This window comes from Pseudoalteromonas sp. NEC-BIFX-2020_015, from assembly GCF_012952265.1.
In the GTDB taxonomy this organism is placed as follows: Bacteria; Pseudomonadota; Gammaproteobacteria; order Enterobacterales; family Alteromonadaceae; genus Pseudoalteromonas; species Pseudoalteromonas neustonica.
In genome coordinates, this window is the sequence record NZ_JABCJL010000008.1 from 150,222 (window position 1) to 173,707 (window position 23,486).

Consider the following 23,486-nt stretch of genomic DNA (forward strand, 5'->3'; position numbering starts at 1 on the left):
CATGGCTTTAATGTATGGAGAGTAGGCTATAAAGTCAACACTCTATCGGACTTTTATCAATAACTATGAATGTTTATTTTTTTACTTGGTTTTTTTTAGCTATATTCACAAAAAATTTATAAATCTAAATAGGGATCTGGTATATTTCTTCTTGTTGATTCAAATAATAACAATTATTAATAAAAATAAGGTTGGCCTGTGGTATATCGACGCCCACCATCACGTTTTGGTGTGAATTCATTAAGTATGAAGTTATCACTACTTATCTCAGCAATTTGTTTGATTGCTGGTATTTGTGCTGCCGCTTTGATGCTTAAATCAGAAGAAAAGCAATTAGTGTTTGAAGAGCATGAAATGCTCAAACACTCTAGTGAACGTTTGATTCGTCAATTTAATAACTTAGTCAAAACAAAAGTTAATATAGCGGAGCAGGCAAATAACGTTGTCACCAATCAATTATTTTATGATTCATCTCAGTTGGTCAGCAATCAAAATGCTAAACTAAGCTTTGATACCGACGGCACTATTCGAAGCGCCGCTGAAGATGGTTTATCGGCGGCTTTTATGCCGCAGTCTAAATTTACTCCTTTTTATAAAAAGCTAATTAACGACTCTGAATCACTTTGGAAGATCGTATCACCAACATTAACTCAAGATTTTTTTAACTTTTATCTTGTTACCAAAGATAACTTTATTCGCATAGCCCCACCAAATTGGGCATTGAATGTCACAGGGAGTCATCAATTTACAAGCCGCACTAGCTTTAATTATGCACAAGAAGCACTCAATCCAACACGTGAGGCTGTCTGGTCAAAGGTTTACTACGATGAAATTTGGCATAAATGGGTTATCAGCGTACTTGTGCCAATTTATTTGGAAAATAATTTTTTAGGTGTTACCGGCAGCGATTTGGCATTAAATACGCTGATCTCTCAGTTACCAATAGGTGACAATGAGCAGCACTTATTTGTGTTTGATGGGCAAGGGCAATTATTGGCACACCCAAAGTTAAATGAAAGTATTTATGAACAATATGGTCAGGCTGGGAGATCGTTATTAACGAATGATTTTGTTAATGGGTCATTACAGGAGCTAATTAATCAAACGATCAAAATGCGCCTACCAGAGTATGCTGATTCGTTTATTCAAGACAATGAAACACATATTATCAATATTAGAAAAGTTGAGCATTTAGATTGGTATATAGGTATTTATAAAAAACGTTCATCTGCACTGTCAGCATTAGAAGAATTGAAAGTGAAGTTTTTTGGATTGTTTATTCTCTATGCAATACTTGTCGCTTTATTATTACATCAAGCACTTTACCAGCTTGTGCTGCGTCGTATTCATTCACTGGTAAATGCTGTAACAAGTTTTGGTAAAGGTCATTTACAAATAGAGTTTCCAAAAGCGAATAAAGATGAAATTGGCACGCTTAATGGCTCGTTTCGTGATATGGCGGTTGAGATCCGTAAATTAATAGACGGTTTAAACCAACGTATCACAGAGAAGGAAATTGCAGAAAAAGCCGCTAACAAGTTATCCAAAGCGGTAGCATTCTCTGGTACGGGGGTAGTGATAACAGATCAAAATTTTGTCATTGAATATGTAAATCCAAAAATGCTAGAAATGAGTGGCTTTGATGAAAGTCACTTTATGCAATCACCTTTACTAAGTATTATTGCCACTGAAATGGCTATTTTGGTTGATGATATAGATGTTGATTTACGCAGCCGAAATTATTGGCGTGGCGACACCTTGATCCAAGGGCAAGGGAAAAAGCCAATTTGGGTATCCTTGAGCATTTCCCCAATTAGAGAAGAGGGTGGGTTAATCTCAAGCTATGTTGCATCTGCTCAAGATATTTCATTTGTAAAAGAAAGCCAGCGAAAAATGGAGCAGTTGGCATACTTTGATACGTTAACAGGGTTAGCTAATCGTACTTTTTTCAGAATGCAGCTTCGTAAATCAATGGCATTAGCAGAACGAGGGCATTATGCTTTTGCTTTATTTTATTTTGATTTAGATGAGTTTAAACGCATTAATGACACGCTAGGGCATGATGCGGGAGATCAGCTACTTGTTGAAGTTGCAAATCGCTTAAAGACACGACTTCGAGCTGAAGATACCATTGCGCGTTTAGGTGGCGATGAATTTGCCGTGCTACTAAGTGGTATTGAACGCCAAGAGCATGCAATGGATGTAGCCAACACGATTCAAAAAACCCTTAATGTACCAATAATGCTTGGAAATAATGAAGTAATTATTAGTGCCAGTATTGGTATTACAATGGCGCCATATGATAGCCAAGAAGAAGATCAATTATTAAAGCATGCTGATCTGGCAATGTATGAGGCAAAAGCAAAAGGGCGAAATACTTACCACTTTTATAGCCAAGAACTCAATGCAGCAGCTAATGAAAGGCTATTCATTGAAAATGAACTACGTTTAGCCCTTAAAGAGAAGCAGTTTGTGCTTTACTATCAACCTCAAGTTGACAGCAAAACACAACATGTAGTCGGTTATGAGGCACTTATACGTTGGTTCCATCCAACACAGGGCATGATCCCACCAACAAAATTTATACCAATAGCAGAAGCGACGGGCTTAATTGTAGAGTTAGGTGCCTGGGTATTGCAGGAGTCATGCGAGTTTGCTGCAAGATTAGCTGCACAAGGGCGAGAGAATAATATTTCAATAAACCTGTCAGCTCGTCAGTTTAAAGACGCTAATTTAGTGCCCTTGCTAGCATCAATGATAAGACAAACAAATGTACCAGCTAGGCGATTGCACTTAGAGCTGACTGAAAGCATGTTGATGGGGAATGTTGAAGCGGCAATTACGCAATTACATCAATTAAAAGCGTTAGGGGTGTCAATTTCTATTGATGATTTTGGGACAGGTTATTCGTCACTGAGTTATTTAAAGCGTTTCCCGGTTGATATTCTAAAAGTAGACCGTTCGTTTGTAAAAGATATACCCGAAGATACAAACGATATGGAAATTACCGCAGCAATCATCGCAATGGCGCAAAAGTTAAAACTAAATGTTGTAGCTGAAGGCGTAGAGACAATAGAGCAAGTGGCGTTTTTACAGAACAACAATTGCTTCATAGTTCAAGGGTATTATTACAGCCCGCCAATTCCTGAAAGTGAGCTTCCTAAGTTATTTGAAAAGCTCAATGACACAATAAAGTAAGCACTTTAAAAGGCACCATGCAAGGTGCCTTTTTCATAGATATACCCAAACCACCTTAGGATGTAGACTTCAGCGTTTCACTGGTGTTTATAATATCAAGGCGTTACTTTGCAACAATGGCAGTCCCTTTTAAGAAGTAACAACGATGAGAGTAAGCGCCGGTGAAATGCCCAAAGGATTGGTTTAAAAGCGATTTATTTGCAATCAATGCCTTACCTAAATCGCTTTTAATTCCAACTGAAACTTGTATATTGAGGTGGTTTGGGTATAAAGCAGGTTTACCCAATTGCTGGAATAAGTCCCGCCATTTGCAACCCCTGAGCACTAATTATGAGCACTCCACATAGGCCCGCTACCATTAGCCCTATGTTACCGCCTCGAACTGTGTAGCCTTTACGGTTGTTGTTGCTATTACGTTGCTTATAAACCATCGTAACAGGCAAAAAAACAGCCAATACAACAAGTGCAATAGCAGCATAGCCCAATGCCATTATAAACCCTTGAGGATAGAAAAGTGCAAAGCCAAGAGGTGGAATAAACGTGATTAAAGCGGTTTTTATTCTGTCTCTGCTGCCATCACCTTTTTTAAACGCATCAGCAAAAAAGTCAAACAACCCTAAGCTCACACCCAAGAATGAAGTTGCCAACGCTAAATCGGCAAATAAATTAACGGCGGTTGCCACGGCTGAATTATTTGCAATATTTGCCATGCTAGCAACAAAACCGGGTAACCCTGTACTTTTTAGTAACTCTGCTTGGCTCATCATACCTTGGCTAATTAGCTGCCAAAATATATAAATCACTAAAGGCAGCGCAGCGCCTGTTATCATTACACGACGAAGTGTTTTAATATCAAGGCCTACATATTTTACGATAGACGGAATAGAGCCATGAAAACCAAAAGAGGTAAATATAACAGGAATAGCGGATAGAATAAGCCCTTGTTCAATTGGCATTTCGAGTAAATGCTGACCATGAACGTAAGGGGTTAGCATGTAAAATAGGCTAGCAAGTACAACTATTTTAATGCTAAACAGCACACGGTTTAGCTTATCAACCTTGCTTGTGCCCATTGTAACAACTGTGCCGATAACAATTGCGAGAATGATAGAACCTATTTGTGGGGCAATATCAAAATTGAAAGTATTGTTTATTTTTTCTTGCAGTTGCGCGCCGCCACCGGCGATATAAGCTGCACAGAGCGCGTAAAACAAAAACATGACAGAAAAGTTAGCCACGTATTGCCCACGCTTGCCAAGCCAAGATTTAGCTAACGTATTGAGCGTAGCATCACGATCGGCATGTTGATGTAATTCCAGCATGAGTAGTGCCGTATAGGTCATTAGTACCCATGTAGCAATGATTAAACTTAATGCAGTTGTAAACCCTAATCCTGCGGATGCGATAGGAAGCGCGAGCATCCCTGCGCCTATAGTGGTACCTGCAACAATTAACATGCTGCCTATTGTTTTATTTTTAAGCACTTTTTGCCCCTAAAACTACGTGAGAGGCAGGCAAGATATAACTAGTTGAAGCAAACTTAAATAGTTTTGTTATAAATCAAAGAAATTAACTGTAACTTATGATTTACAAGCATATACCCAAGCCACCTCAAGATGCAGAATTCAGCGTTTCACAGGGGCTTAATATCAAGGCGTTACTTTGCAAGAATGGCCATCCATTTTAAGAAGTAACAACGATGAGAGTAAGTGCCTGTGAAACGCCCAAGGGGTTGGTTTAAAAGCGATTTATACTGCGTTACTTTTATAAGAGATTGATTTTATCAATAGAACAACTATTACTTGCAATCAATGCCTTGCCTAAATCGCTTTTAATTCCAACTGAAACTCGCATCTTGAGGTGGTTTGGGTATAGTATCTAGTACGCGTTTTTAGCGACTGCGTGGCATAATAAAAAGCAGTAAAGAGTGTTGACTTATTAACCAGTTCTGGTATTTCTATTAGTTCAAAATAATATTTGTTTAAGATAACTATAAACATGCATCAAACTAACCGACTACTAACTCTATCATGTTCATGGCTGGCTTCATCAGTCATGTATGTGCGTATGGGTAGCGGTCTGGTATAGTTTTTATATTTTAGCCGCGATTTCAAAGCGGTTAGAATTATCCTCCTTTCCTCTTTTACATCGCTCTTTAAAGGAATTATCGTGTGAACGTAAAAGCGTCGTATTTGTTGATGGTGTTGATTTGGTCAACAACGCCTTTAGGCATTGTTTTTAGTAGTGAAACTGTTGCGCCGACTTTAGCTGTGCTCATGCGCATGCTAATAGGCTTAGTTTTAGCCGCTTTTGTTGTTGCTATAGCAAATATTCGTGTGCCATGGCATCGCCGCGCATGCTTTTTATATGGTTATTCTAGTATTGGCATCTACGGCGGCATGTTACTCAGTTATATGGCTGCCAAAACAGTACCATCAGGCATTATTTCTTTGATGTTTGGTTTAGCCCCCATATTGTCGGGCTTATTGGCACAGCGCCTTTTAAACGAGCCAAAATTTAGTCTTATAAAAATTATCGCTCTTGGTTTTGCTCTACTTGGGTTGTTTTTAGTGAGTGCAAAGCATATTCAAGGTTCTTTAATGCAGCTACAAGGTTTACTGTATGTGTTTATGGCAGTATGCTTTTTTAGCCTCAGTGGCGTGATGATTAAGCGCGTAAAAATAGCAATTCATCCGATGGCAACAACCTTTGGCGCATTAGTATTTGTAACCCCTTTATTTTTTATTACATGGTGGATTGTTGATGGGCAATTACAAAGCCATTTATGGAGCGCAAAATCGCTCTGGTCAATAGTCTATTTAGGTGTGTTTGGCTCTCTTATTGGCGCTTTGGCATATTTTCATGTGCTGCAAAAGTTGCCAGCAAGCACGGTGGCCTTAACAACATTGATCACACCAAGCTTCGCGATTGGTTTAGGTGCATGGTTAAATGATGAATCAGTTGATCAACAGCTCATTATAGGTGCGGTGATCATATTAATGAGCTTGGCGGTGTTCCAATTTGGTGAAAATTGGATGAAAAAAAGAGTTAAGTTTAGAAAACTTAACTCTTAAATATTATTGAAAGTATAGTTAGGGCGTGTCTTCAGCGCGATTTAATCACCTCTAGATTGAACAAGCTTTAATCATTGAAGGTTAGCACGTCCTAATTTTTAACTACATTTTTGCTATTTGAATAACTAAGCGTCGGTTTTTGTCTCGACCTAAAATATTATCGTTAGTGGCTACGTGGCGCTTTTCGCCAAAACCTTGGGTTTCGACCTTGGCTTCATCAATACCTAAACTGACCATATAATCTTTTATAGCTTTAGCGCGTTTTTTTGAAAGCTCTAAGTTGTTCCAGCGTCCACCGTAGCTGTCGGTATAGGATGCAATAGAAATAGACGCAATCCCCGTATCGTACTTTAAATACTCAGCAATTTTGTCTAAGCGCTGTTGAGATGATTTTGTCAGCTTACTTGTGTTTGGTTGGTAATTCATTACGGTAAATGAAATGTCCTCAAAGCTATAAGGTAATAACTCGTCGCGACATTGTAAAAAAGCCCAATAGGCTTGTTTGAAATTGATGCTTGATAAACCAACGGCAATTTTATCGGCACTGTTTTGCCAGTCTTGGTAATAAAAAGTTGGATAATAGCCTTTCTCAAGTTCTGTGAGCATTTCCCACGCTATTTTATTTCCAAGTTCACCATCGAACTTTCTAAGTAGTTTCATATTAGCTAAGTCGCGAGCGGGTAATCCTGCTCGCCAAGTTGGCGGCACTGCTTTTAATCCCGCAATAGCGTAATTATCTGGGCGCACAACCATATCAAGATTGAAAGTAACATTTTTGTTTTTACTGGCATCAGCACTGAAAATTGCCTCACCATAGTAAGGAACCTCATGATTTAACTGACATTGTAAACGAGTGGTTTTAACGACTTCCCATTGTGAGTTATCTGCCGTCGCAGTGTATTGGCGCATCGCAGCGCTCGCCGTATTTGACAGGCATACAGTTGCAATGCTTAGACTGATAAACAGCATTGAAAGCTTCATCGCGGGATCTCCAACAATTTATTTACGCCAATATCTTGGCAAAGACTGCATTTACAAAGGCACTAAGCCATCATAATGTCGTTAGCTAGTTAAATAAAGCAAGTTATATGCCTAAATGTAAGCGTTAAATTAATCGGTAAAGCCCTAGCACAGGAGCTATGATTTTTGACATAATAGCCAGCTTACTCTGGCAAACCAAGAATACTATGGCAAATACTGAACAAACTCTTTTCGCAAAACGCTTTCGTGGCTTTTTCCCGGTGGTTATTGATGTTGAAACTGCGGGCTTTAATAAAGTAACCGATGCACTGCTAGAAATTGCGGTGTCAGTATTAAAAATGGACGATGATGGGCTGCTAAGCATTGATCACACGGTTCATTTTCATGTAGAACCATTTGAAGGGGCTAATATTGAACAAGCCGCAATTGACTTCAACGGTATAGACCCATTTTCGCCATTACGCGGTGCAGTACCTGAAGAAGAAGCAATTAAAGAAATTTGTAAAGTTGTGCGCAAAGCTCAAAAAGCCGCAGGCTGTCAGCGATCAGTGATTGTGGCCCATAATGCTGCATTTGATCATGGTTTTTTAAATGCATCAATTGAGCGTAACAATATTAAACGTACGCCTTTTCATCCTTTTGTAAGTTTTGATACTACTTCACTGGCAGGCTTAGCACTTGGTCAAACAGTATTAGCAAAAGCATGCAGAGCGGCAGGTATTGAGTTTGATAACCAACAAGCTCATTCAGCACTTTATGATACAGAGCGTACTGCTGAACTTTATTGCTTCATTGTTAATCGTTGGCAAGAACTCGGTGGCTGGCCGCTAGCAGAAGAAGTGCTAGATGATTCAGAGGGAAGTATTTAAAGTGATGAGCAAAACTCAGTCGTTAAAACGACTGAGTAATTTTTCCTTCAGTCATTTTGACTAAGTGTGGTGGGTAAATTCGCGAAAAGTGCTTTGAATCTTTCGCAATTTTAAGCTCCACACCAGGGTGCATTAACTCATTAATTTTTAACCGACTGGTTGCTAATAAACGCGTTATTTTTTGTTTTATCAAATGTTTTTTACGTTTGGTATTCGCGATACGAATATCAATTTGTTGCTCGCTGGCTGATATTTTATCTAAAAATAGTTGTCGCTTAACGGGTAGTGGAATTTTAACTGCTTTTTTACGCGCTTGCTTAAGTGCGACAGATTTAGTGGCGAGCAGTTTTTCAAAATCGGCAATTTGTTGTTGTTTTTGACGTAAGTCATGCCAATATTGCGCAAGATAAACGCGGGTTTTAGTACCTGATGGCGCACCTAATTCGCCGGTTTCAATCCGCATTGCGTCTAGTATATTGCCACCAATTATTTTACCTCTCGGATTATTAGCTTTTCCTACACGAATTAACCGCCGCGCACTTAAATCACAATGCAATGCCTGACGTTCTATAAATAAATCTTGCTCAGTATGAATATGACAATATTGCGCATAGCCAATTGAAATAGTACGAGCTGCTTTAATTTTACAGGTAAAGGCTTCGCTACCTTCACGCTTTCTGCCTATCGCGCCCAACATGATAGTAACGGCACTCGCACTTTCGATTTTTCCGGATTCAACAAACCCGAGTACAGTGATATCACCACTTGCACGAACACGCATACCATCTTTAATATCACCGCTAATGATTACACTGCCATCAAAATCAACATGGCCAGTGCCAATATCAACATTATCAAAACAGAGAACATCATCAACCCGCATACCTCGCGGCAGAGCAACGGGTACGCCTTTACAGTCTGCTATGAGAATATTGGGGTTTTCCGGGTCTATTTTAGTCCCTTCAAAAGGTTGTAATGCTAAATCTTTTCCTGGGTTGGCGGGAAGAATATCACCAAAAACAGTGTAACCATCTTCACCTAGCGTTGCAGCAACACGCTGCATTAGAGGGGTGCCCGGTTTTACCGTAATAATGGCGCCTAAATCACGCATGTCGACCTTACCGCCTTCTTTTGCTTGCGGGCTTAAAACGCGGTCTTGGGCTGTAGAACACAAACGCACAAATTTAGCATCACTGCCTTCTTTAGGCCTGCGCCCGTGAGCAACAATCGCCTTATAAGAAACACCAGCAGGCTTTTCAAACTGTTGGCCTAAAAAATTATCCAGTGCGCGAGTGCTAACACCTTGTAATACACCAGCGTCAGCTAACACCTCGCGCGCCAGTTCCATAGACATCAACGTGCCGCCCTTAGCGGTGGTCAATGTTGCCTCTGCTACCATATTTTTTTCATCAACTTGAATGAGTAATGATGCATCAAGTGCACGGGCTATAATGAGAGGATCAGCTTGATAGTTTTTGCTAGGAGAGAACAACTTACCGATATTTGCACTGACTATTTCAAAATCAGCATATGCAGATTCTTCTATTAACTCCATAAGTTGAGAGCTAGTGGCTGGAAAACCACTGTTTTTTGGGTGCTCAAGCAATGAAACAAAGCCTGTTTGCATATCATGGGTAAACAACGACATTTAGAATACTTCCTATTTAATATGCCTGTTTTTATTATTTTTTATCCCCAAACCAAATAACTAAAATGAGTTTGGTGGTTTAGCCAAGCATTTGAGCATAACTTTGAATGTATGTTAAGCAATTGTTCTGTTTTATTTCGTTTCTCGGCATTTTGTTAACATGTTTATGTGTATTAAATGAGCAGTTGAATAAAATGCTTAAAATAAAGCGCAGAAGGGCCTTGAGTATCAGTGCGTTACTCAGTTATACTGCCTGCACGCTCTGAATGAGTTTACTAATTCAGGGGCTGATTAGGATTCGACGGAATTCAAGAAGCCCAAGGTGCATGTCGAGGTGCGGTTTGCCTCGTTAAAAAGCCGCAATCTAAAGTAATCGCAAACGACGATAACTACTCTCTAGCAGCTTAGGCTGGCTAGCGCTCCTTCCATGTATTCTTGTGGACTGGATTTTGGAGTGTCACCCTAACACCTGATCGCGACGGAAACCCTGGCCGGGGTTGAAGCGCTAAAACTAAGCGGCCTCGCCTTTATCTACCGTGTTTGTCCGGGATTTAAAGGTTAATTAAATGACAATACTAAACATGTAGTACCGACGGTCGAGGCTTTTCGGACGGGGGTTCAAATCCCCCCAGCTCCACCAATATAGGTTTTTAAATTCGTTGATTTAAAAACCCTAAAAAACCCGCAAATTTGAGCAATCAAGTTTGCGGGTTTTTTTATGCAATTCATTTATATAAACAATGGGCTGACTGTACAAATAAAGTTTGAAAGTGTTACTTTATCAACCACTGCTCAATTTAATAACCTAATTAATGAACTTACAAAATGGCCAAATACGCACCGCCTTTTACACTATCAAATAAAACACTCACGTTAGTTGCCAAAATTAGTGAGTCTATTGGTCGACTCACAGTGTAACAAGAGCAAGCCAAGTTACTGCGCTTACGTAAGGTTAACCGCATGCGAACCGTGTAAGGCTCACTTGCGATTGAGGGAAGTACCTTAACGCAGCAGCAGATAACTGCTATTTTGGATGGCAAACGTATTATAGCCCCACCTAAAGAGGTGCAAGAAGCGCATAACGCGATTAATAGTTATGACGCGCTAACTCAGTGGCAGCCAACAAACCCTTCAAATCTTTTAAGTGCGCATTTATTGATGATGACAGGCTTAGTTAACGATGCAGGCATGTACCGTCAAGAAGGTGTAGGTGTAATGTCGGGTGAGCAAGTTGTACACATGGCACCGCAAGCTGAACGTGTACCAAAATTAATGGCTGAACTATTAGAATGGCTAGAAAGTAGTGATGTTCATCCACTTGTTGCCAGTTGTGTATTTCATTATGAGTTTGAATTTATTTACCCGTTTTCAGATGGCAACGGCCGAGTCGGGCGTTTATGGCAAGCGTTGATACTGTCTAAATGGCATGACGTGTTTATTAATATTCCTGTTGAAAGTATGGTGCATCAACATCAAGACGACTACTACCTCGCTATTCGCCAAAGCACCCAGCAAACCGATAGCGCTCCATTTATTGAGTTCATGTTACAAATGATTTTTGATGCAATAACTGAGGCTAAAACGTCAGAATCTGAGGGTTTAAATGCGGGTTTAAGTGAGGGTTTAAAACTATCTGACGTTGATAAAGTCATTTTGGCGTTTATCGAACAAGGCCACTATATGACCAATGCACAGCTTGCTGAGAAATGTGGTAAGTCGCAAAGTACCATTGAAAGGCGCATAAAATTTTTAAAAGGTGCGAGATTAATAACACGCATAGGCGCAAAGAAAACAGGCTATTGGCAAGTAAAGCAGTAGCAGAGAGTTAAAATAACTGCTGTAAATAAAATGGATGTTAATTCACAAAAGGGCAATGTAGTCATGTTTTATGGCATACTTTTGCGAGTCATTTTATGATGCACGGAGGTAATATTTTGGTACTACAGCAAATACTGGGTCATGCAAAGACTGAGCAAACTATGGTTTACGCGCACTTTACATCAAGTCATTTAGAGGATGCTATTAAGTTTGGGCCCCAAATTAGCATCTAAAAAATCATGGCTAGTTTGTTGTGTAACTCACTCTGATACTTAGGGGAAGTCTTTTAAAGATACTTCGACACCAATAATTCGAGCTATACCTGTGACTAAATTCTCTTTTGCTGAGTTACTTAAACTTGACTTAGCTTCATCAGATGAAAACATCCATAGCATTACTGCAAAGAAAGCAGCAGTAAAAATATTACCAAAAGACCACTAAAACTACCTGAGCAATGTCTACGTAGCCAGCTTCTTTTATCATGATTAATTAACAATGATTTCAATAGTGCTTGAAATTGCTTTTCCATTTCAATTTCTTGAGCTGAATATAAAAATAGTTCATTGACTAGTATGGTTAAATATTTAAGCCGATTGGTATTAAACGGATATTAATTTACCAAAGGGCTGTGTTGCCATATTTTAAGGCATATTTTAGTGAGTCATATTATGATGAACGGAGGCAATATTTTAGTTTTACAGCAATGGCTGGGGCATGCAAATATTGAGCAAACGTAGAGTTTAAACTTCTTCCAATCACTCACTTCGCAGTGGTTAGATATATAAATGGTGGTCACGCAAGAAAATACTTACTGTGAGTCGGTATTAACTCGAAATAGTGTTTTAGCGTGTGTTAGAGGGAATGTTTAGTGTCAATCATTATAGATTACTCTGCACTGAGCAAATAAATTGAACAGTGCAGTTTATATCAATTTTTTATAGATGTATTTCAATTGCTTTACGGTCTTTTTCAGGCATGTTTGCGACCACTAAATTAAAAGAATTATCTATCATGCGTTCAATTTCCCCATTAGGGATTGAGCCATCAAGAATAACAGTATTCCATAACCGTTTATTCATGTGATAACCCGGTATTACAGACGGAAAAATATCACGCAGTGCTTGGGCTTCGTCTGGATCGCATTTTAAATTCATCCACCAGATTAAATTGCCATTTTCATCTGTTTGCCCTTCGTTTCCGACGGATAGTGTTGCAAACATTTTATGGTTCACTTTATATACATCAACTTCTTGGCCGAAAGGTTGGGTAACCATGACCAGAGGTTTATTTTTTAGGTACTCATGTGCTGTGTGTTGATTCATGATCCAGTCCTTGAAGTCATTTTAAGATAAATTAACAATAGCAGCTTTTTTATCGTTTAGTCATGAAAAAGAGATTAATAAAGCAAATTTATTAGCAATAACAACCTCTAGAAGTTAAATTTTAAAAATGCGTGCTGTTGTTCGGGATGTATGATGTTTAAGTATACTTGGTTAATAAAAATGTCTGCTAGGGCGTGTTGACCTTTGTGGGTTGAAATTTGTTCAACCTAGGGGCGATTTAATCGCGGCGCGAGGTTTGTAACCTAGCGGGCTCGATAACTGCTCCTGCGTTATTCTACTGGCTCACATCCATGTGAGAATAAGTAAAAATCGAGCAACAAAGAGTCAATCGCCCCTAGGAAGAACCCTTTGGGCAGCGCATGTTTGGAATTTATACTGCGTTATCGCCTATTTATGGGGAACAACCACACACCGTAGGCTCTGCCTTGCCTAAATACCAAACATACTGCTGCAAAATCAATCACGAAAGGTCAACAAGCCCTAGTGATTCATTAAGCAGCTTGCGCTTTTAAACTTTTTATTACACTGATTTAGGTAAAGATGAATAGGCTATAACGGCTGCATCGCGCTTTACTAGATCGGGTTTAGATGAGCTTTTAGCATAAACATCACAATATTTGATGGGATCACCTTCGTGTACTAACAAATGATCATTACTAAAACCAGCTAATACATTTTTCCAGCGCTTTACAATATGTACGGGAGCACGTGGTAAAGAGTTCAAAATAAGCCTTGATTCTTTAAAGTTGCTATTAATTGCAATATTTAGCATGTCGTCGTTCGCAGCCCCAAGCCAGCTAGCCCCATTAGTGCCCACACATAGTAGTGGCATGTAGGGAGCAAGTGCGGGGCAAACATCATTCCTATAAATATCTACTTTCCAATAGGACCGTGCTATTTTTATAAACTGAGTAAAATCTTTGATGGGCGTAAAGTTTGATGTTGCTAAAGGCAAAATTTCTATTCTGGGTTTGTTGGCATTTACGGTGTCGTTAGAAACATCAATATACCAAGGGCCCAAAATAAATGCGTTTTGAAAATACTCATCCCGTAAAGAGCCCCACGCTTTTTGCAATGGGGAGCCTTGTGCAATAAGCTCTTTTAACAAGCTAAGCCCAGGTTTATTTGTTGTTGGTATTTGCGTTTGTAATAATGTGAATACTTCATCTCTTATCTCTCTGCAACGGCCAATAGGATAAGGTTTTTCGGCAAAGTAAGGGATTGTAGGTGCTAGTTTTAAATCGGCTATTAATCTTAGATGGGCTAGATCAGCACATACTATTGTAAGTTGCTCTGGAGTGAGGTTTTTATCAAGCACGTATATTCCTTATAGTTATAATCGTAATTTTTTTAGTTGAGCTTGGGTATAGGCGTCATCTCTTAGCCACTTTAACATGTTTGGATAACCGTTAGGGTGATTCGGCTGTTCACACATAAACCATGAATATAAAAGGGGATAACCAAACCCTGTGTTAGTGCTAAAGGCTTCTATAAGACTCGCCGATGCACCCTTATAACCCTCTTTATGAAATAAAACATCGGGTGCAATATCCAAATAACAGGCAGCGGCCCAAGACCATGCAATTGCAGTCATTTCCTCGGCCGCTTGATGATCATGGTGTTTCATATCCCCAGTTAAACAGGTTCTTGTTGTTTCAGAGGTAACCGCAATATGACCTGCTTCATGGAGAATGTCACCAGGATAAAATCCCTTTTCAAAATCAAGTAATAAAGTACCATTATTTACTTTAAGGCCAGGCAAAAAAGTTTTTTCATCTAGTGTTTCATATCGGTGCTTTATGCCAATATTAGTAAGAAAGGCTAAAATTTTATTAACGTCTGTTAACTGTTTATCTGTGTTGTGTTTAGAGTTAATCATCATGATGGTGTTAGATTACTATTAATGTTTAACCAATGTTCGAATTCTTCAATACGTTGGCTTTGGTAAAGTGCAGCTGTCGTTTCATGGTATGGTAGTGCTAATGAATCTAATAGCTTGGTCCATAATGCCCATTCATCGTCGGCTATGCTGAAGGAGTGACCGCATTTAGCTGCCTGTGCACGCTCAAACATACGCTTTACGCCTGGTAAACCTAAATTATTAAGATCTGTAAATTTAGCTAATTTAGTCTCTGTTTTAATTGTATTTTTTATGGGGAATTTAAATATAAAGTCTGCGCATTTGGGCATTATATATTCATAATGAATAGCTTCACCGCCACGAAGCTGCGCATCATGAGGTAAAAAGGTCAGCGGTATATTCAAACTACATTGGTTTTCGGTCAATTTAAGGTGTTTGTATACTTGAATATCGGTTGTTAGTTTTAGTCTGTAATTAGTTTCAACGCCATTTGGGATCAGCATACTGCCTTTAAAGGCGGATGTATCTCCCGTATTTAAACGCTTAGCTTCGTCTATATTTAAGCAATAAAACTCTTTTAAGAGTATGTCAGTGCTCGGTTTATCTTCTGTCTGCATTAAAGAGTTAAAAGGTGTTAGCCATGCCTTTAAAGAAATTTTTTGTGGGATCAAGGTGCCAGATTCACTCAGGTATTGACATAAATGAGCAAAAATAAAAACTTGGGGTTCTCGCTTTAAAAGAGCCGTCATGGTTTCAGAAATAATAATGTCAAATTGCTGGGAGTCTGGTGCTTGCCAACGCGTTGCGTCATCACACGTGATTGCAACAATGTTTTGGGTGATTGAAAAGTGCTTTACTAGCTTTTTAATTGCACTGATGTTTTCTGGATGAATGTCAATGAGAGTGACTTTTATGCGCGGGTTTGTGGCAACACTTAAATAAGGAATAAGTAACGTACCATAAGGGCCTGTACCGGCATAAAGAATATGAATATCATCAGTCGTTGCTTTTAAACGTACTTCAATAGCGAATTTAACACCTTGCATAAAGATTTGCGTACGAAGAGTCTCTTCAGTGCATTTAGCGGCTTGTACGGGAGAAATTGCAACGCCTTGGGATGTATTTTCATCATTCCAGTCATTCATATCTAAATCAGTTGATATAGACGTAATATTCCCTAAGTAATTTTTTAAATCGTTGATAAAAGGCTTCATCAACCCAGCATCACCTGGCTCATTTAGCAAATGTGTAACCGCATTACGGTATCTGTTCAGTAACTCAGTATCCATATCATTCCCTGTATTTAGCTACAAAAATAGTTGCTTGCAATAATATAGCACTCTATTCTAATTAAGTTTAGTCAGTGTTAATAAATCAATTTAAGGTGTTTTACTTATCTGAAATCAGGGAAGGAAAAGGAGTTGTTATGCAAAATGAGTTGATAGCAAAAGTGCCACCCCCGCACACAATAGCGCTGAGCACACTTCCTTGTTATAAAGAAACTGGAGGCTTAGGTCTATTTCAATTAAAGCGAATGTGGCACAAAGTACAGTTACAAAAACAAGGCTGTGCGGATAAAACAACAATAGAAGACGAATGGTCGCTTGATGTCATGATAATGGACACCTTAGGCTTAGGGCTCACACCGACTATAGAGTCTATTTTTGCGAGTGATAGTTTTTTCGAATTTGAAAATTGGGTAGAAAAATCGCATGGCAGAGCTATTTCAAACGCAAAAAGAAATCAGCTTAATAAAAACATTGTTTCATTTTTTGAGGAAACAGACATAAAAAATGAAACAGCATCAGTAGAGACGCCTCGTTACTTTATTTTAACGCCATTGCAGTGGCAAAGCTGGGATAATAATGGTTATGTTATTATTCCAGCGTTGGTGCCAAAAAAATTATGTGAAGACGTTTGTAATATGCTTTATGAACGTTTGAAAATGGATAAAAACAACCCCGCTTCATGGTATAGCTGTCATGCGCTTAAACAGGGGGTTATGGTACAAATATTTAATGATATAACCATGCAAGTTATACGCTCTCTTCCTCAAGTTCGAGATGTTTTTGAGCAACTTTGGGGGAGAAAAAGCTTAATAGTAAGCACTGACAGACTTAGTTTTAATCCACCACAGACAGAAAGTTGGCAGTTTCCTGGGCCAAATCTTCACTGGGATATAAACTTTAATAAACCGCTCACCTTTGCAACGCAAGGGTTACTGTACCTTACTGACGTTACCGCTGAGCAAGGTGCATTCAGTTGTGTACCTGGCTTTCATAAAAAAATAGACAACTGGCTGGCTAACCTACCTAAAAATACCAATCCACATTCTTTTAATTTCGGTAAGTCTCACAGTACTCCATTGGCTGCAAAGGCAGGTAGCTTAATTGTTTGGCGGCATACATTACCGCACGGTAGTTGTCCAAATAAGGGGAATACACCTCGTATTGTACAATATATAAACATGACTCCATTAAAATAAGTAGCTAAGACTCGCCATGAATAAAAAAGAATGCCGTGTAATAGGGTGTAATATTTTTTATTTTTAACTTATGCCAAACTTATACGTAACTTATTGTTAAAAATAAGTTGATAGACTTTTCAAGTTAGTGATTATTAAAAATAATAGAACTAAAAAAGTTGCACTCTACACCTTCTGGGCTATTATATTTTCTGAATGTAGCATTAATTTGCGATAGAATTTTATATTGTAATAAAAGCTCAAAGGAATGTTTAAGTATGGAAAAACATAGTCCGCAGCGTTTACGGCGTGCAAAACCAATAATTTGTTATTTAAAGTCTTTACTTAAAATGCAATTAGAGTCATGTGCTAAAGCCGTTATAGTGAGTGAAAGTAGCTCAACATACTGCAACAATATACATACAGAAATCGATCTTGTCCCCACCCTGTATACGCTTTGTTTTAAGATTAAATACTTACTCATTCATTCTCTTCGTTTGAGAATAAATAATGAATGATGACATACTTATTCCTGAAGTTGTTAATGCTGGTGAAAATATAGCCTCTCCAGTCATTTCGTTTGCCAAGCTTGAAATTTTTTATAATGTAAAAAAGATGTCTGCCGATTTGGTTGTAGCAAAAAAATTGGAATGGGTTAGACATGTTAATACCCAGTGTTATCAGGGCGGTTGGGATGTATTGCCTTTAAGAGTGCCTGTTGAGCATGCTGATAAGCATGTGATTCTGCAATCTTTCGCAATTGAATCTAGCTCAAGTTTTATTGATGGCGATCACCTTCAATATTTACCTTCTATTAGTGAGTTATTGTCTCAATTTAAATGTAATATTTTATCTGCACGGCTTATGCGCCTTTCCCCCAACTCTTTGATTAAACGCCACCGAGACCTTGGATTGAGTATTGAGCTATCAGCCCAGGCACGTATTCATATTTCTTTAGAGACATCTGAACATGTTGAATTTTTAGTGGATGATTTAAAAGTTCCAATGAATCAGAGCAATTGTTGGTATATAAATGCGGATGCGGAACATTCTGTAATAAATACCGGTGATACACCAAGAATCAACCTAGTCATAGACTGTAATGTTAATGAGTGGTTGTTGGATTTAATTATGAACTCTAAAGAAAAAACATATTGCAGTAAAAAATAAGCTAAGGAGCTAAAGAGGTAATGAAACTTAATATTCCTAAGGGCTTAAATATAAGACCGTCAAATGCAAACGATAAGCCTTTTTTAGAAAAGCTGCATAGTTCAATGCGCCAAGATTTACAGTTAATTGATGGCGAAAAAGATTTTGTTGAGTCAATTGTAGAAATGCAATTTAAAGCACAAACACAAGGGTATGGTGAAAAATTTCCTAACGCAATGTACTTCATTATTGAAAAGCATCATGAAGCAATCGGTAAGGCAACAATTGATTTTGGTCCAAATGAAATTCGCATCGTCGATATTGGCTTTTTACCAAGTGCGAGAGGGCATGGTTTTGGCTCAGCGATAATTCAATCATTTCAAAGTGCCGCATCTCAATCAGGTGCACCTTTAACGCTCTCAGTTGAACAAAATAATGTGGCAGCAAAGCAGTTATATTGTCGTTTAGGGTTTCAAGTTGAATCAATAAGCCCGCCATATGAATTTATGGTGTGGTACCCGCACTCAGCGAAGTTAATGAGCGGTGTGTAACTAAATCAAAAAAAGCATAGGGGTTTAATATGGAAAAATTTACGTTTGAAAATGTTGAAAGTGCACAGGGGGCAACAGTCAAAGTTGTTGGTCAAAACGGCGACGTCGAATTAGAAATTTCATCGGTTGAAAGAACGAAACTAAATGGGGATGAGTGGAACGCATTTTGTGTACGATTAAAGGGTAAAGCCGATGAGCCTCTAAGCCAAGGCACCTATAAGCTTGAGCATGAAGCATTTGGTGAAGCTGAGTTATTTCTATCGCCAAATAGTGAAACAGAATACGAGATCCACATTGCTCAACAAAGGTAGTTGGTGTGTTTAGAAATTAGTAAAGTAAATTATCTGTCTAATAAAAGTGAGTAAGGAGATTTTTATGTCTGAACCGTTTACGTCTGAAATACGACCATTTGCGTTCAATTTTGCTCCAAAAGACTGGGCATTATGTAATGGTCAAGTGATTTCAATTTCTCAAAATGGCGCTTTGTACGCGTTAATTGGAACGCAATTTGGAGGGGATGGAAGGAGCAGTTTTGGATTCCCAGATCTACGAGGGCGAACGCCAATTGGTCAAGGCACCTTGAAAAGTGAGCCAAATAGACTATTCAGGGCTGGTGGGCAGTATGGCGTGGAAAATGTCACGCTCAGTATTGCTGAAATGGCCGCTCATTCTCATGGTGTGCAAGCGACCATTACCGAGGCAGTAAATAGCCCAGCTTTTACAGATAGAGTGTTTGCAAGTTCTAAAGATCTCACAGGTACTGCTACTGAACCATTTATGTATAACTCAGCGTCAAATCTGACTGGGCTGGCGCAAGACGTTGTTTCTAGCGCGGGTGGTGGTCAGTCGCACACTAATATACAGCCTTTGTTAGCACTGAATTTTTGTATTGCGCTTGACGGTATTTTCCCAGCAAGAAATTAATAAGGAGAAAGCATGTCTGAATCATTTATTGGTGAAATAAAAATGATGGCCACGACCTTTGCACCGCGGCAATGGGCAATGTGTAATGGCACCATTATGGCGGTAAATCAAAACCAGCCTTTGTTTGCCCTTATAGGGGCCCAATACGGGGGCGACGCACGTTCATCGTTTGCACTGCCAGATATGAGAAGTCGTATCCCCATTCATTTTGGTCAAGGGCCGGGTTTACAAAACTATCCACTCGCAGCTAAAGCGGGTGTAGAAGAGGTTACCTTACAAAAGAGTCAAATCCCTGCACATACTCATAGCTTACAGGCAAGCAATAACAGTGCAAACACATCAACTGCGATTAGTAATGTGCTTGCAACAAGCCCTCAAGGTGAATTGGCGTACTTAAGTGGAACAGTAACAGGTGAAGTACAAAAAATGAGCGATCTGGCTGTTAGATCTACTGGGGGTAATGCGTCGCATAATAATATGATGCCTTATTTGGCCATTAACTTCATTATTTGCCTTCATGGCATTTTTCCATCAAGAAACTAGAGGAGAATAAGATATGGCAGATCCATTTATTGGAGAAATTCGTATTTTTGGCGCAACGTTCAGTCCTCGAGATTGGTCAATTTGCAATGGCCAAATTGTAGGAATTGCGCAGATGACAGCAGTATTTAGCTTATTAGGGACTAATTTTGGAGGTGATGGTAGAACAACATTTGGCCTTCCTGATTTAGCGGGGCGTGCACCTATGCACGCAGGGCAGGGGCCTGGATTATCTCTTCGCCCATTCTCGTTTTTTGGTGGGTTCACGCAAGAGGCATTGGTCGCATCTCAGTTACCTGAGCACACACACAGTATTTCTGGAGTACGTCAGTCAGGTGACACCGCAGTGCCAACTAACAATAAGCTGTCAATTGACACTGGGGCAACAGGTGGCGCACTGAGATATACCGCCCCCCTAGATAGTGAAACAGGCTTAATGGATAACTCAAGTTTTGCTACCGCTGGTGCTGGGCAGCCACATCAGAATATGCAACCGGCATTAGCCCTCAATTTTTGTATTGCTTTGGATGGCATTTATCCACCAAGAAATTGATGTGTGAGAATACAGATTTTAGTTTGAAATCTGTATTCTACATATGATGAAAAAACGATTATGTTTGTGCAGGAAATAAGTTATATGTTGTTTGAAAGAGCTCTGTTGGTTGTTATTTACTTATGTTGAAATACCTTAATTGGCATATTGTTTTCAGCTGTTTAATTATAGTTGTGTGCTTATTTGCAAGAGATGTATCTGCTCAGGCGAGTTTAGACAAGCTGCAATTTAAAAGCTCTAAAGGTAGTGTTGTATTTGCCAAGCATGACAGTAATTTTTTGATTGATGATGTAGGGAAGATGTACGCTTTTAACAAAAAAATAATAATACTCTCTTTGCTATCAGTCGATGAGATCTCACAGCTACATGATGAAATAAAACAAGTTCAAGTAATCGCTAATATAGGAAGTGAATTGGTTTACTGGGTAACACCTAGATCCGAATATTTTTTTGATGTTTATTTAGCGTTAAGCAAACATCAAGATGTGCTAGAGATCGAACCAGATATTGCACCTGTAACAAAGTTAGTTACGTCAGGAACAAGCACGCAGACTAGCAGCGTGCTTGTGTCACAAAATGCTCCTTTATGCGATAAACCAGAGAATACTGTGCGGGTTGCAATTATTGATGACGGCTTTGATTTTGCTCACCCAGAGTTTGATGATTTAACAGTATTGTTTGAATATGATCCTGATGAAAAAACACTGGCAACCAGTGCTAAAAACCCAACTGATTATCATGGTACACGTGTTGTTGGAGTTATTGCTGCAAAGCAAGATAATGTAGGGGTTGAGGGTTTCGCACCGACTAGTGAAATAATAGCTATCAGGCAAGTTTCAACATGGTCATCTTCTATAATATTGGCATTTCAGGTCGCTAAGTTGATGAAAGCGGATGTTATCAACTGTAGTTGGGTTTTACCGTTATTATCGGGTATTACGTCACTGGTAATTGAGAATATTGCATCTGCATCAAATGCACCTATTATCGTTGTTTCAGCAGGGAATTCGGGTAAGAAAGCTTGTGAAGTCAATCATCTATCGACATTAAGTTCAGTGGTTGTTATAGGAGCAATAAATAAAAATGGGAATGTTGCTGAGTTTTCTAATTATGGGCAATGTGTTGATTATTACGCCCCTTCTTCAATTGAATCAACGTCACTTAATGGGTATGTAAATTTTGGTGGCACCTCATCATCAGCCGCTATTGTTTCAGGCGTTGTGGCACAGCTAAAAGCATGCGGAGTTGAATACCCGTTAACAAAATTAACGATGGTTGAAAATATTTTGCCTGCACATGTAGTTAATAAAAATAATATAAAGAGTGTAACTTTGATTAGATCAAAAGGTAGTGAAATTAATGAGCACTGAAATGGAACCGTTAGATTTTAGTAGCACCCACAGTGACAACTTCCCAAAAATATTGGCTCAGTTGGGCATATCGTTGATTGCGACAAGTTATCAATCACAACGTGTTATTTTAGTGCGTTCCAATAATGGCAAGCTAGAAACAAAATTAAAGGCATTTCCAAGACCAATGGGACTTTATGCCGACGAAAATAGGGTCACGCTTGGAACACTAAATCAAGTAATCGACTTTCAAAAAACACCAAGTGGTTATGCTGATGTTATTAATGGGAACCTTGATCGTTATGAAGAGTTGCCAAAAAAATTACAAGATAATGAACTGCGAGATAGCCCCAAATTTCGTGAAGAGTGGGATGAACAAGTCAAAAGTGTAAAGGCAGCCGACAGTTTGTTTATAGAAAGAGCGACTTTATCAACAGGTATGATCAACATCCATGATATTTGTTGGGGTAATGATGGTTTGTGGGTAGTTAACTCGATGTTCTCTTGTTTAAGTAAGTTAAGTCCTGACCATAGTTTTGTCGCTGCTTGGGTGCCGTCGTTTATTTCAGAACTGAAGCCGGAAAATAGATGCCATTTAAATGGCATGGCGTTGTTAGATGGTGTGCCTCGTTATGCTACAGCCTTTAGTGAATCAGATACAGCACAAGGTTGGCGTGAAGAGCTAGGGAATAAAGGGGTGCTTATTGATGTCGTTGAAAATAAGGTCATCAAATCAGGTATTTCAATGCCACATTCGCCAAGATGCCACGCAGGCAAGGTGTATTATTGTGCATCTGGAGATGGCGATATTCATGTATACGATCCAAAGTCAGGTACAAATAGAGTTTTATGTGAGTTGCAAGGTTTTACAAGGGGAATGACGTTCTTTGGTGACTTGATGCTTGTCGGTACGAGTACATTACGTAAATCAGAAGAGCATATTCGCTTTAAAGCAAACCCAAGATTATTAGATGGGAAAAGTGTGTGCGCAATATGGTTAGTGAATGTAAATACAGGTGAGGCGGTTGGTAATTTGACTTTTTCGGGTGATGTAAAACAGATTTACGATATTGCTGTTGTACCGAACAGCAGGAAACCAGAGTTATTTCAAAGCTCAGACGCGTTGTCTAGCCATATTTTTGAATTTTGTCGAGGATGAGTATC

At 39.0% G+C, this 23,486-nt stretch carries 20 protein-coding genes, 1 other RNA gene and 1 pseudogene; 15 read left to right on the top strand and 7 right to left on the bottom strand.

The genetic code is table 11. From position 1 onward, the window contains the following. Positions 1-198 precede the first annotated feature (198 nt). Positions 199-3,198 carry an EAL domain-containing protein gene (locus HH219_RS08330; RefSeq protein WP_169327135.1) on the top strand — a complete coding sequence of 1,000 codons (3,000 nt, stop codon included), beginning with the start codon at positions 199-201 and terminating at the stop codon, positions 3,196-3,198. 278 nt (positions 3,199-3,476) lie between these two features. On the opposite strand, the gene HH219_RS08335 is transcribed toward HH219_RS08330, so the two are convergent. Further along, entirely contained in the window at positions 3,477-4,682 is a 1,206-nt protein-coding gene (locus tag HH219_RS08335; RefSeq protein WP_169327136.1) for an aromatic amino acid transport family protein, read from the bottom strand. Positions 4,683-5,369: 687 nt separating this feature from the next. Between HH219_RS08335 and HH219_RS08340 the strand changes: the two genes are divergently transcribed. Beyond that, on the top strand, positions 5,370-6,272 hold the full coding sequence (locus HH219_RS08340; protein WP_054203237.1) for a DMT family transporter: 903 nt from the start codon (positions 5,370-5,372) through the stop codon (positions 6,270-6,272). A gap of 102 nt (positions 6,273-6,374) precedes the next feature. Here the strand turns inward: HH219_RS08340 and HH219_RS08345 are convergent, their stop codons facing one another. Continuing rightward, positions 6,375-7,253, bottom strand: coding sequence for an OmpA family protein (locus HH219_RS08345; RefSeq protein WP_169327137.1), 879 nt, complete (start codon positions 7,251-7,253; stop codon positions 6,375-6,377). Between the two features lie 206 nt (positions 7,254-7,459). Between HH219_RS08345 and rnt the strand changes: the two genes are divergently transcribed. Continuing rightward, the gene (gene rnt / locus HH219_RS08350; RefSeq protein ID WP_054203468.1) at positions 7,460-8,122 is read left to right on the top strand and encodes a ribonuclease T; all 663 of its coding nucleotides are present in this window, start codon (positions 7,460-7,462) and stop codon (positions 8,120-8,122) included. 22 nt (positions 8,123-8,144) lie between these two features. On the opposite strand, the gene HH219_RS08355 is transcribed toward rnt, so the two are convergent. After that, on the bottom strand, positions 8,145-9,770 hold the full coding sequence (locus HH219_RS08355) for a FapA family protein (RefSeq protein WP_169327138.1): 1,626 nt from the start codon (positions 9,768-9,770) through the stop codon (positions 8,145-8,147). 283 nt (positions 9,771-10,053) lie between these two features. On the opposite strand from HH219_RS08355, the gene ssrA reads away from it, so the two are divergent. The 3 genes and pseudogenes from ssrA to HH219_RS08370 form a co-directional block, all read left to right on the top strand. Continuing rightward, positions 10,054-10,410, top strand: a transfer-messenger RNA (tmRNA) gene (gene ssrA / locus HH219_RS08360). Positions 10,411-10,799: 389 nt separating this feature from the next. Then, positions 10,800-11,588, top strand: coding sequence for a Fic family protein (locus HH219_RS08365; protein WP_211842063.1), 789 nt, complete (start codon positions 10,800-10,802; stop codon positions 11,586-11,588). 47 nt (positions 11,589-11,635) lie between these two features. Then, positions 11,636-11,821 (top strand): annotated as a pseudogene (locus HH219_RS08370) (tyrosine-type recombinase/integrase); the annotation flags it as partial. 702 nt (positions 11,822-12,523) lie between these two features. Here the strand turns inward: HH219_RS08370 and HH219_RS08375 are convergent. The 4 genes from HH219_RS08375 to HH219_RS08390 form a co-directional block, all read right to left on the bottom strand. Continuing rightward, entirely contained in the window at positions 12,524-12,910 is a 387-nt protein-coding gene (locus HH219_RS08375; protein WP_054205182.1) for an MmcQ/YjbR family DNA-binding protein, read from the bottom strand. A 541-nt stretch (positions 12,911-13,451) separates the two neighbouring features. After that, entirely contained in the window at positions 13,452-14,249 is a 798-nt protein-coding gene (locus tag HH219_RS08380; RefSeq protein ID WP_169327139.1) for a hypothetical protein, read from the bottom strand. Positions 14,250-14,264: 15 nt separating this feature from the next. After that, complete coding sequence (locus HH219_RS08385) at positions 14,265-14,813, bottom strand: hypothetical protein (RefSeq protein WP_169327140.1); 549 nt, start codon at positions 14,811-14,813, stop codon at positions 14,265-14,267. Then, complete coding sequence (locus HH219_RS08390; RefSeq protein WP_064435682.1) at positions 14,810-16,081, bottom strand: hypothetical protein; 1,272 nt, start codon at positions 16,079-16,081, stop codon at positions 14,810-14,812. The genes HH219_RS08385 and HH219_RS08390 overlap by 4 nt, the downstream gene beginning before the upstream one ends. A 137-nt stretch (positions 16,082-16,218) precedes the next feature. Between HH219_RS08390 and HH219_RS08395 the strand changes: the two genes are divergently transcribed. The 9 genes from HH219_RS08395 (at position 16,219) to HH219_RS08435 (ending at position 23,481) form a co-directional block, all read left to right on the top strand. After that, on the top strand, positions 16,219-17,277 hold the full coding sequence (locus HH219_RS08395) for a phytanoyl-CoA dioxygenase family protein (RefSeq protein WP_169327141.1): 1,059 nt from the start codon (positions 16,219-16,221) through the stop codon (positions 17,275-17,277). A 489-nt stretch (positions 17,278-17,766) separates the two neighbouring features. Continuing rightward, positions 17,767-18,426: an aspartyl/asparaginyl beta-hydroxylase domain-containing protein gene (locus HH219_RS08400; protein ID WP_169327142.1), complete on the top strand. Its 660-nt coding sequence runs from the start codon at positions 17,767-17,769 to the stop codon at positions 18,424-18,426. A 20-nt stretch (positions 18,427-18,446) separates the two neighbouring features. Continuing rightward, a complete protein-coding gene (locus HH219_RS08405; protein WP_169327143.1) occupies positions 18,447-18,956 on the top strand; it encodes an N-acetyltransferase in 510 nt (169 codons plus the stop codon). A gap of 29 nt (positions 18,957-18,985) precedes the next feature. Next, on the top strand, positions 18,986-19,267 hold the full coding sequence (locus HH219_RS08410; RefSeq protein WP_169327144.1) for a hypothetical protein: 282 nt from the start codon (positions 18,986-18,988) through the stop codon (positions 19,265-19,267). 64 nt (positions 19,268-19,331) lie between these two features. Then, positions 19,332-19,880 (top strand): tail fiber protein, encoded by a 549-nt coding sequence (locus HH219_RS08415; protein ID WP_169327145.1) that lies wholly within the window; start codon positions 19,332-19,334, stop codon positions 19,878-19,880. 12 nt (positions 19,881-19,892) lie between these two features. Further along, entirely contained in the window at positions 19,893-20,423 is a 531-nt protein-coding gene (locus HH219_RS08420; RefSeq protein WP_169327146.1) for a tail fiber protein, read from the top strand. Between the two features lie 13 nt (positions 20,424-20,436). Then, positions 20,437-20,973, top strand: coding sequence for a tail fiber protein (locus HH219_RS08425; protein ID WP_169327147.1), 537 nt, complete (start codon positions 20,437-20,439; stop codon positions 20,971-20,973). 122 nt (positions 20,974-21,095) lie between these two features. Continuing rightward, complete coding sequence (locus HH219_RS08430; protein ID WP_169327148.1) at positions 21,096-22,343, top strand: S8/S53 family peptidase; 1,248 nt, start codon at positions 21,096-21,098, stop codon at positions 22,341-22,343. After that, complete coding sequence (locus HH219_RS08435; protein ID WP_249118478.1) at positions 22,333-23,481, top strand: TIGR03032 family protein; 1,149 nt, start codon at positions 22,333-22,335, stop codon at positions 23,479-23,481. The genes HH219_RS08430 and HH219_RS08435 overlap by 11 nt, the downstream gene beginning before the upstream one ends. Positions 23,482-23,486: the final 5 nt, after the last annotated feature.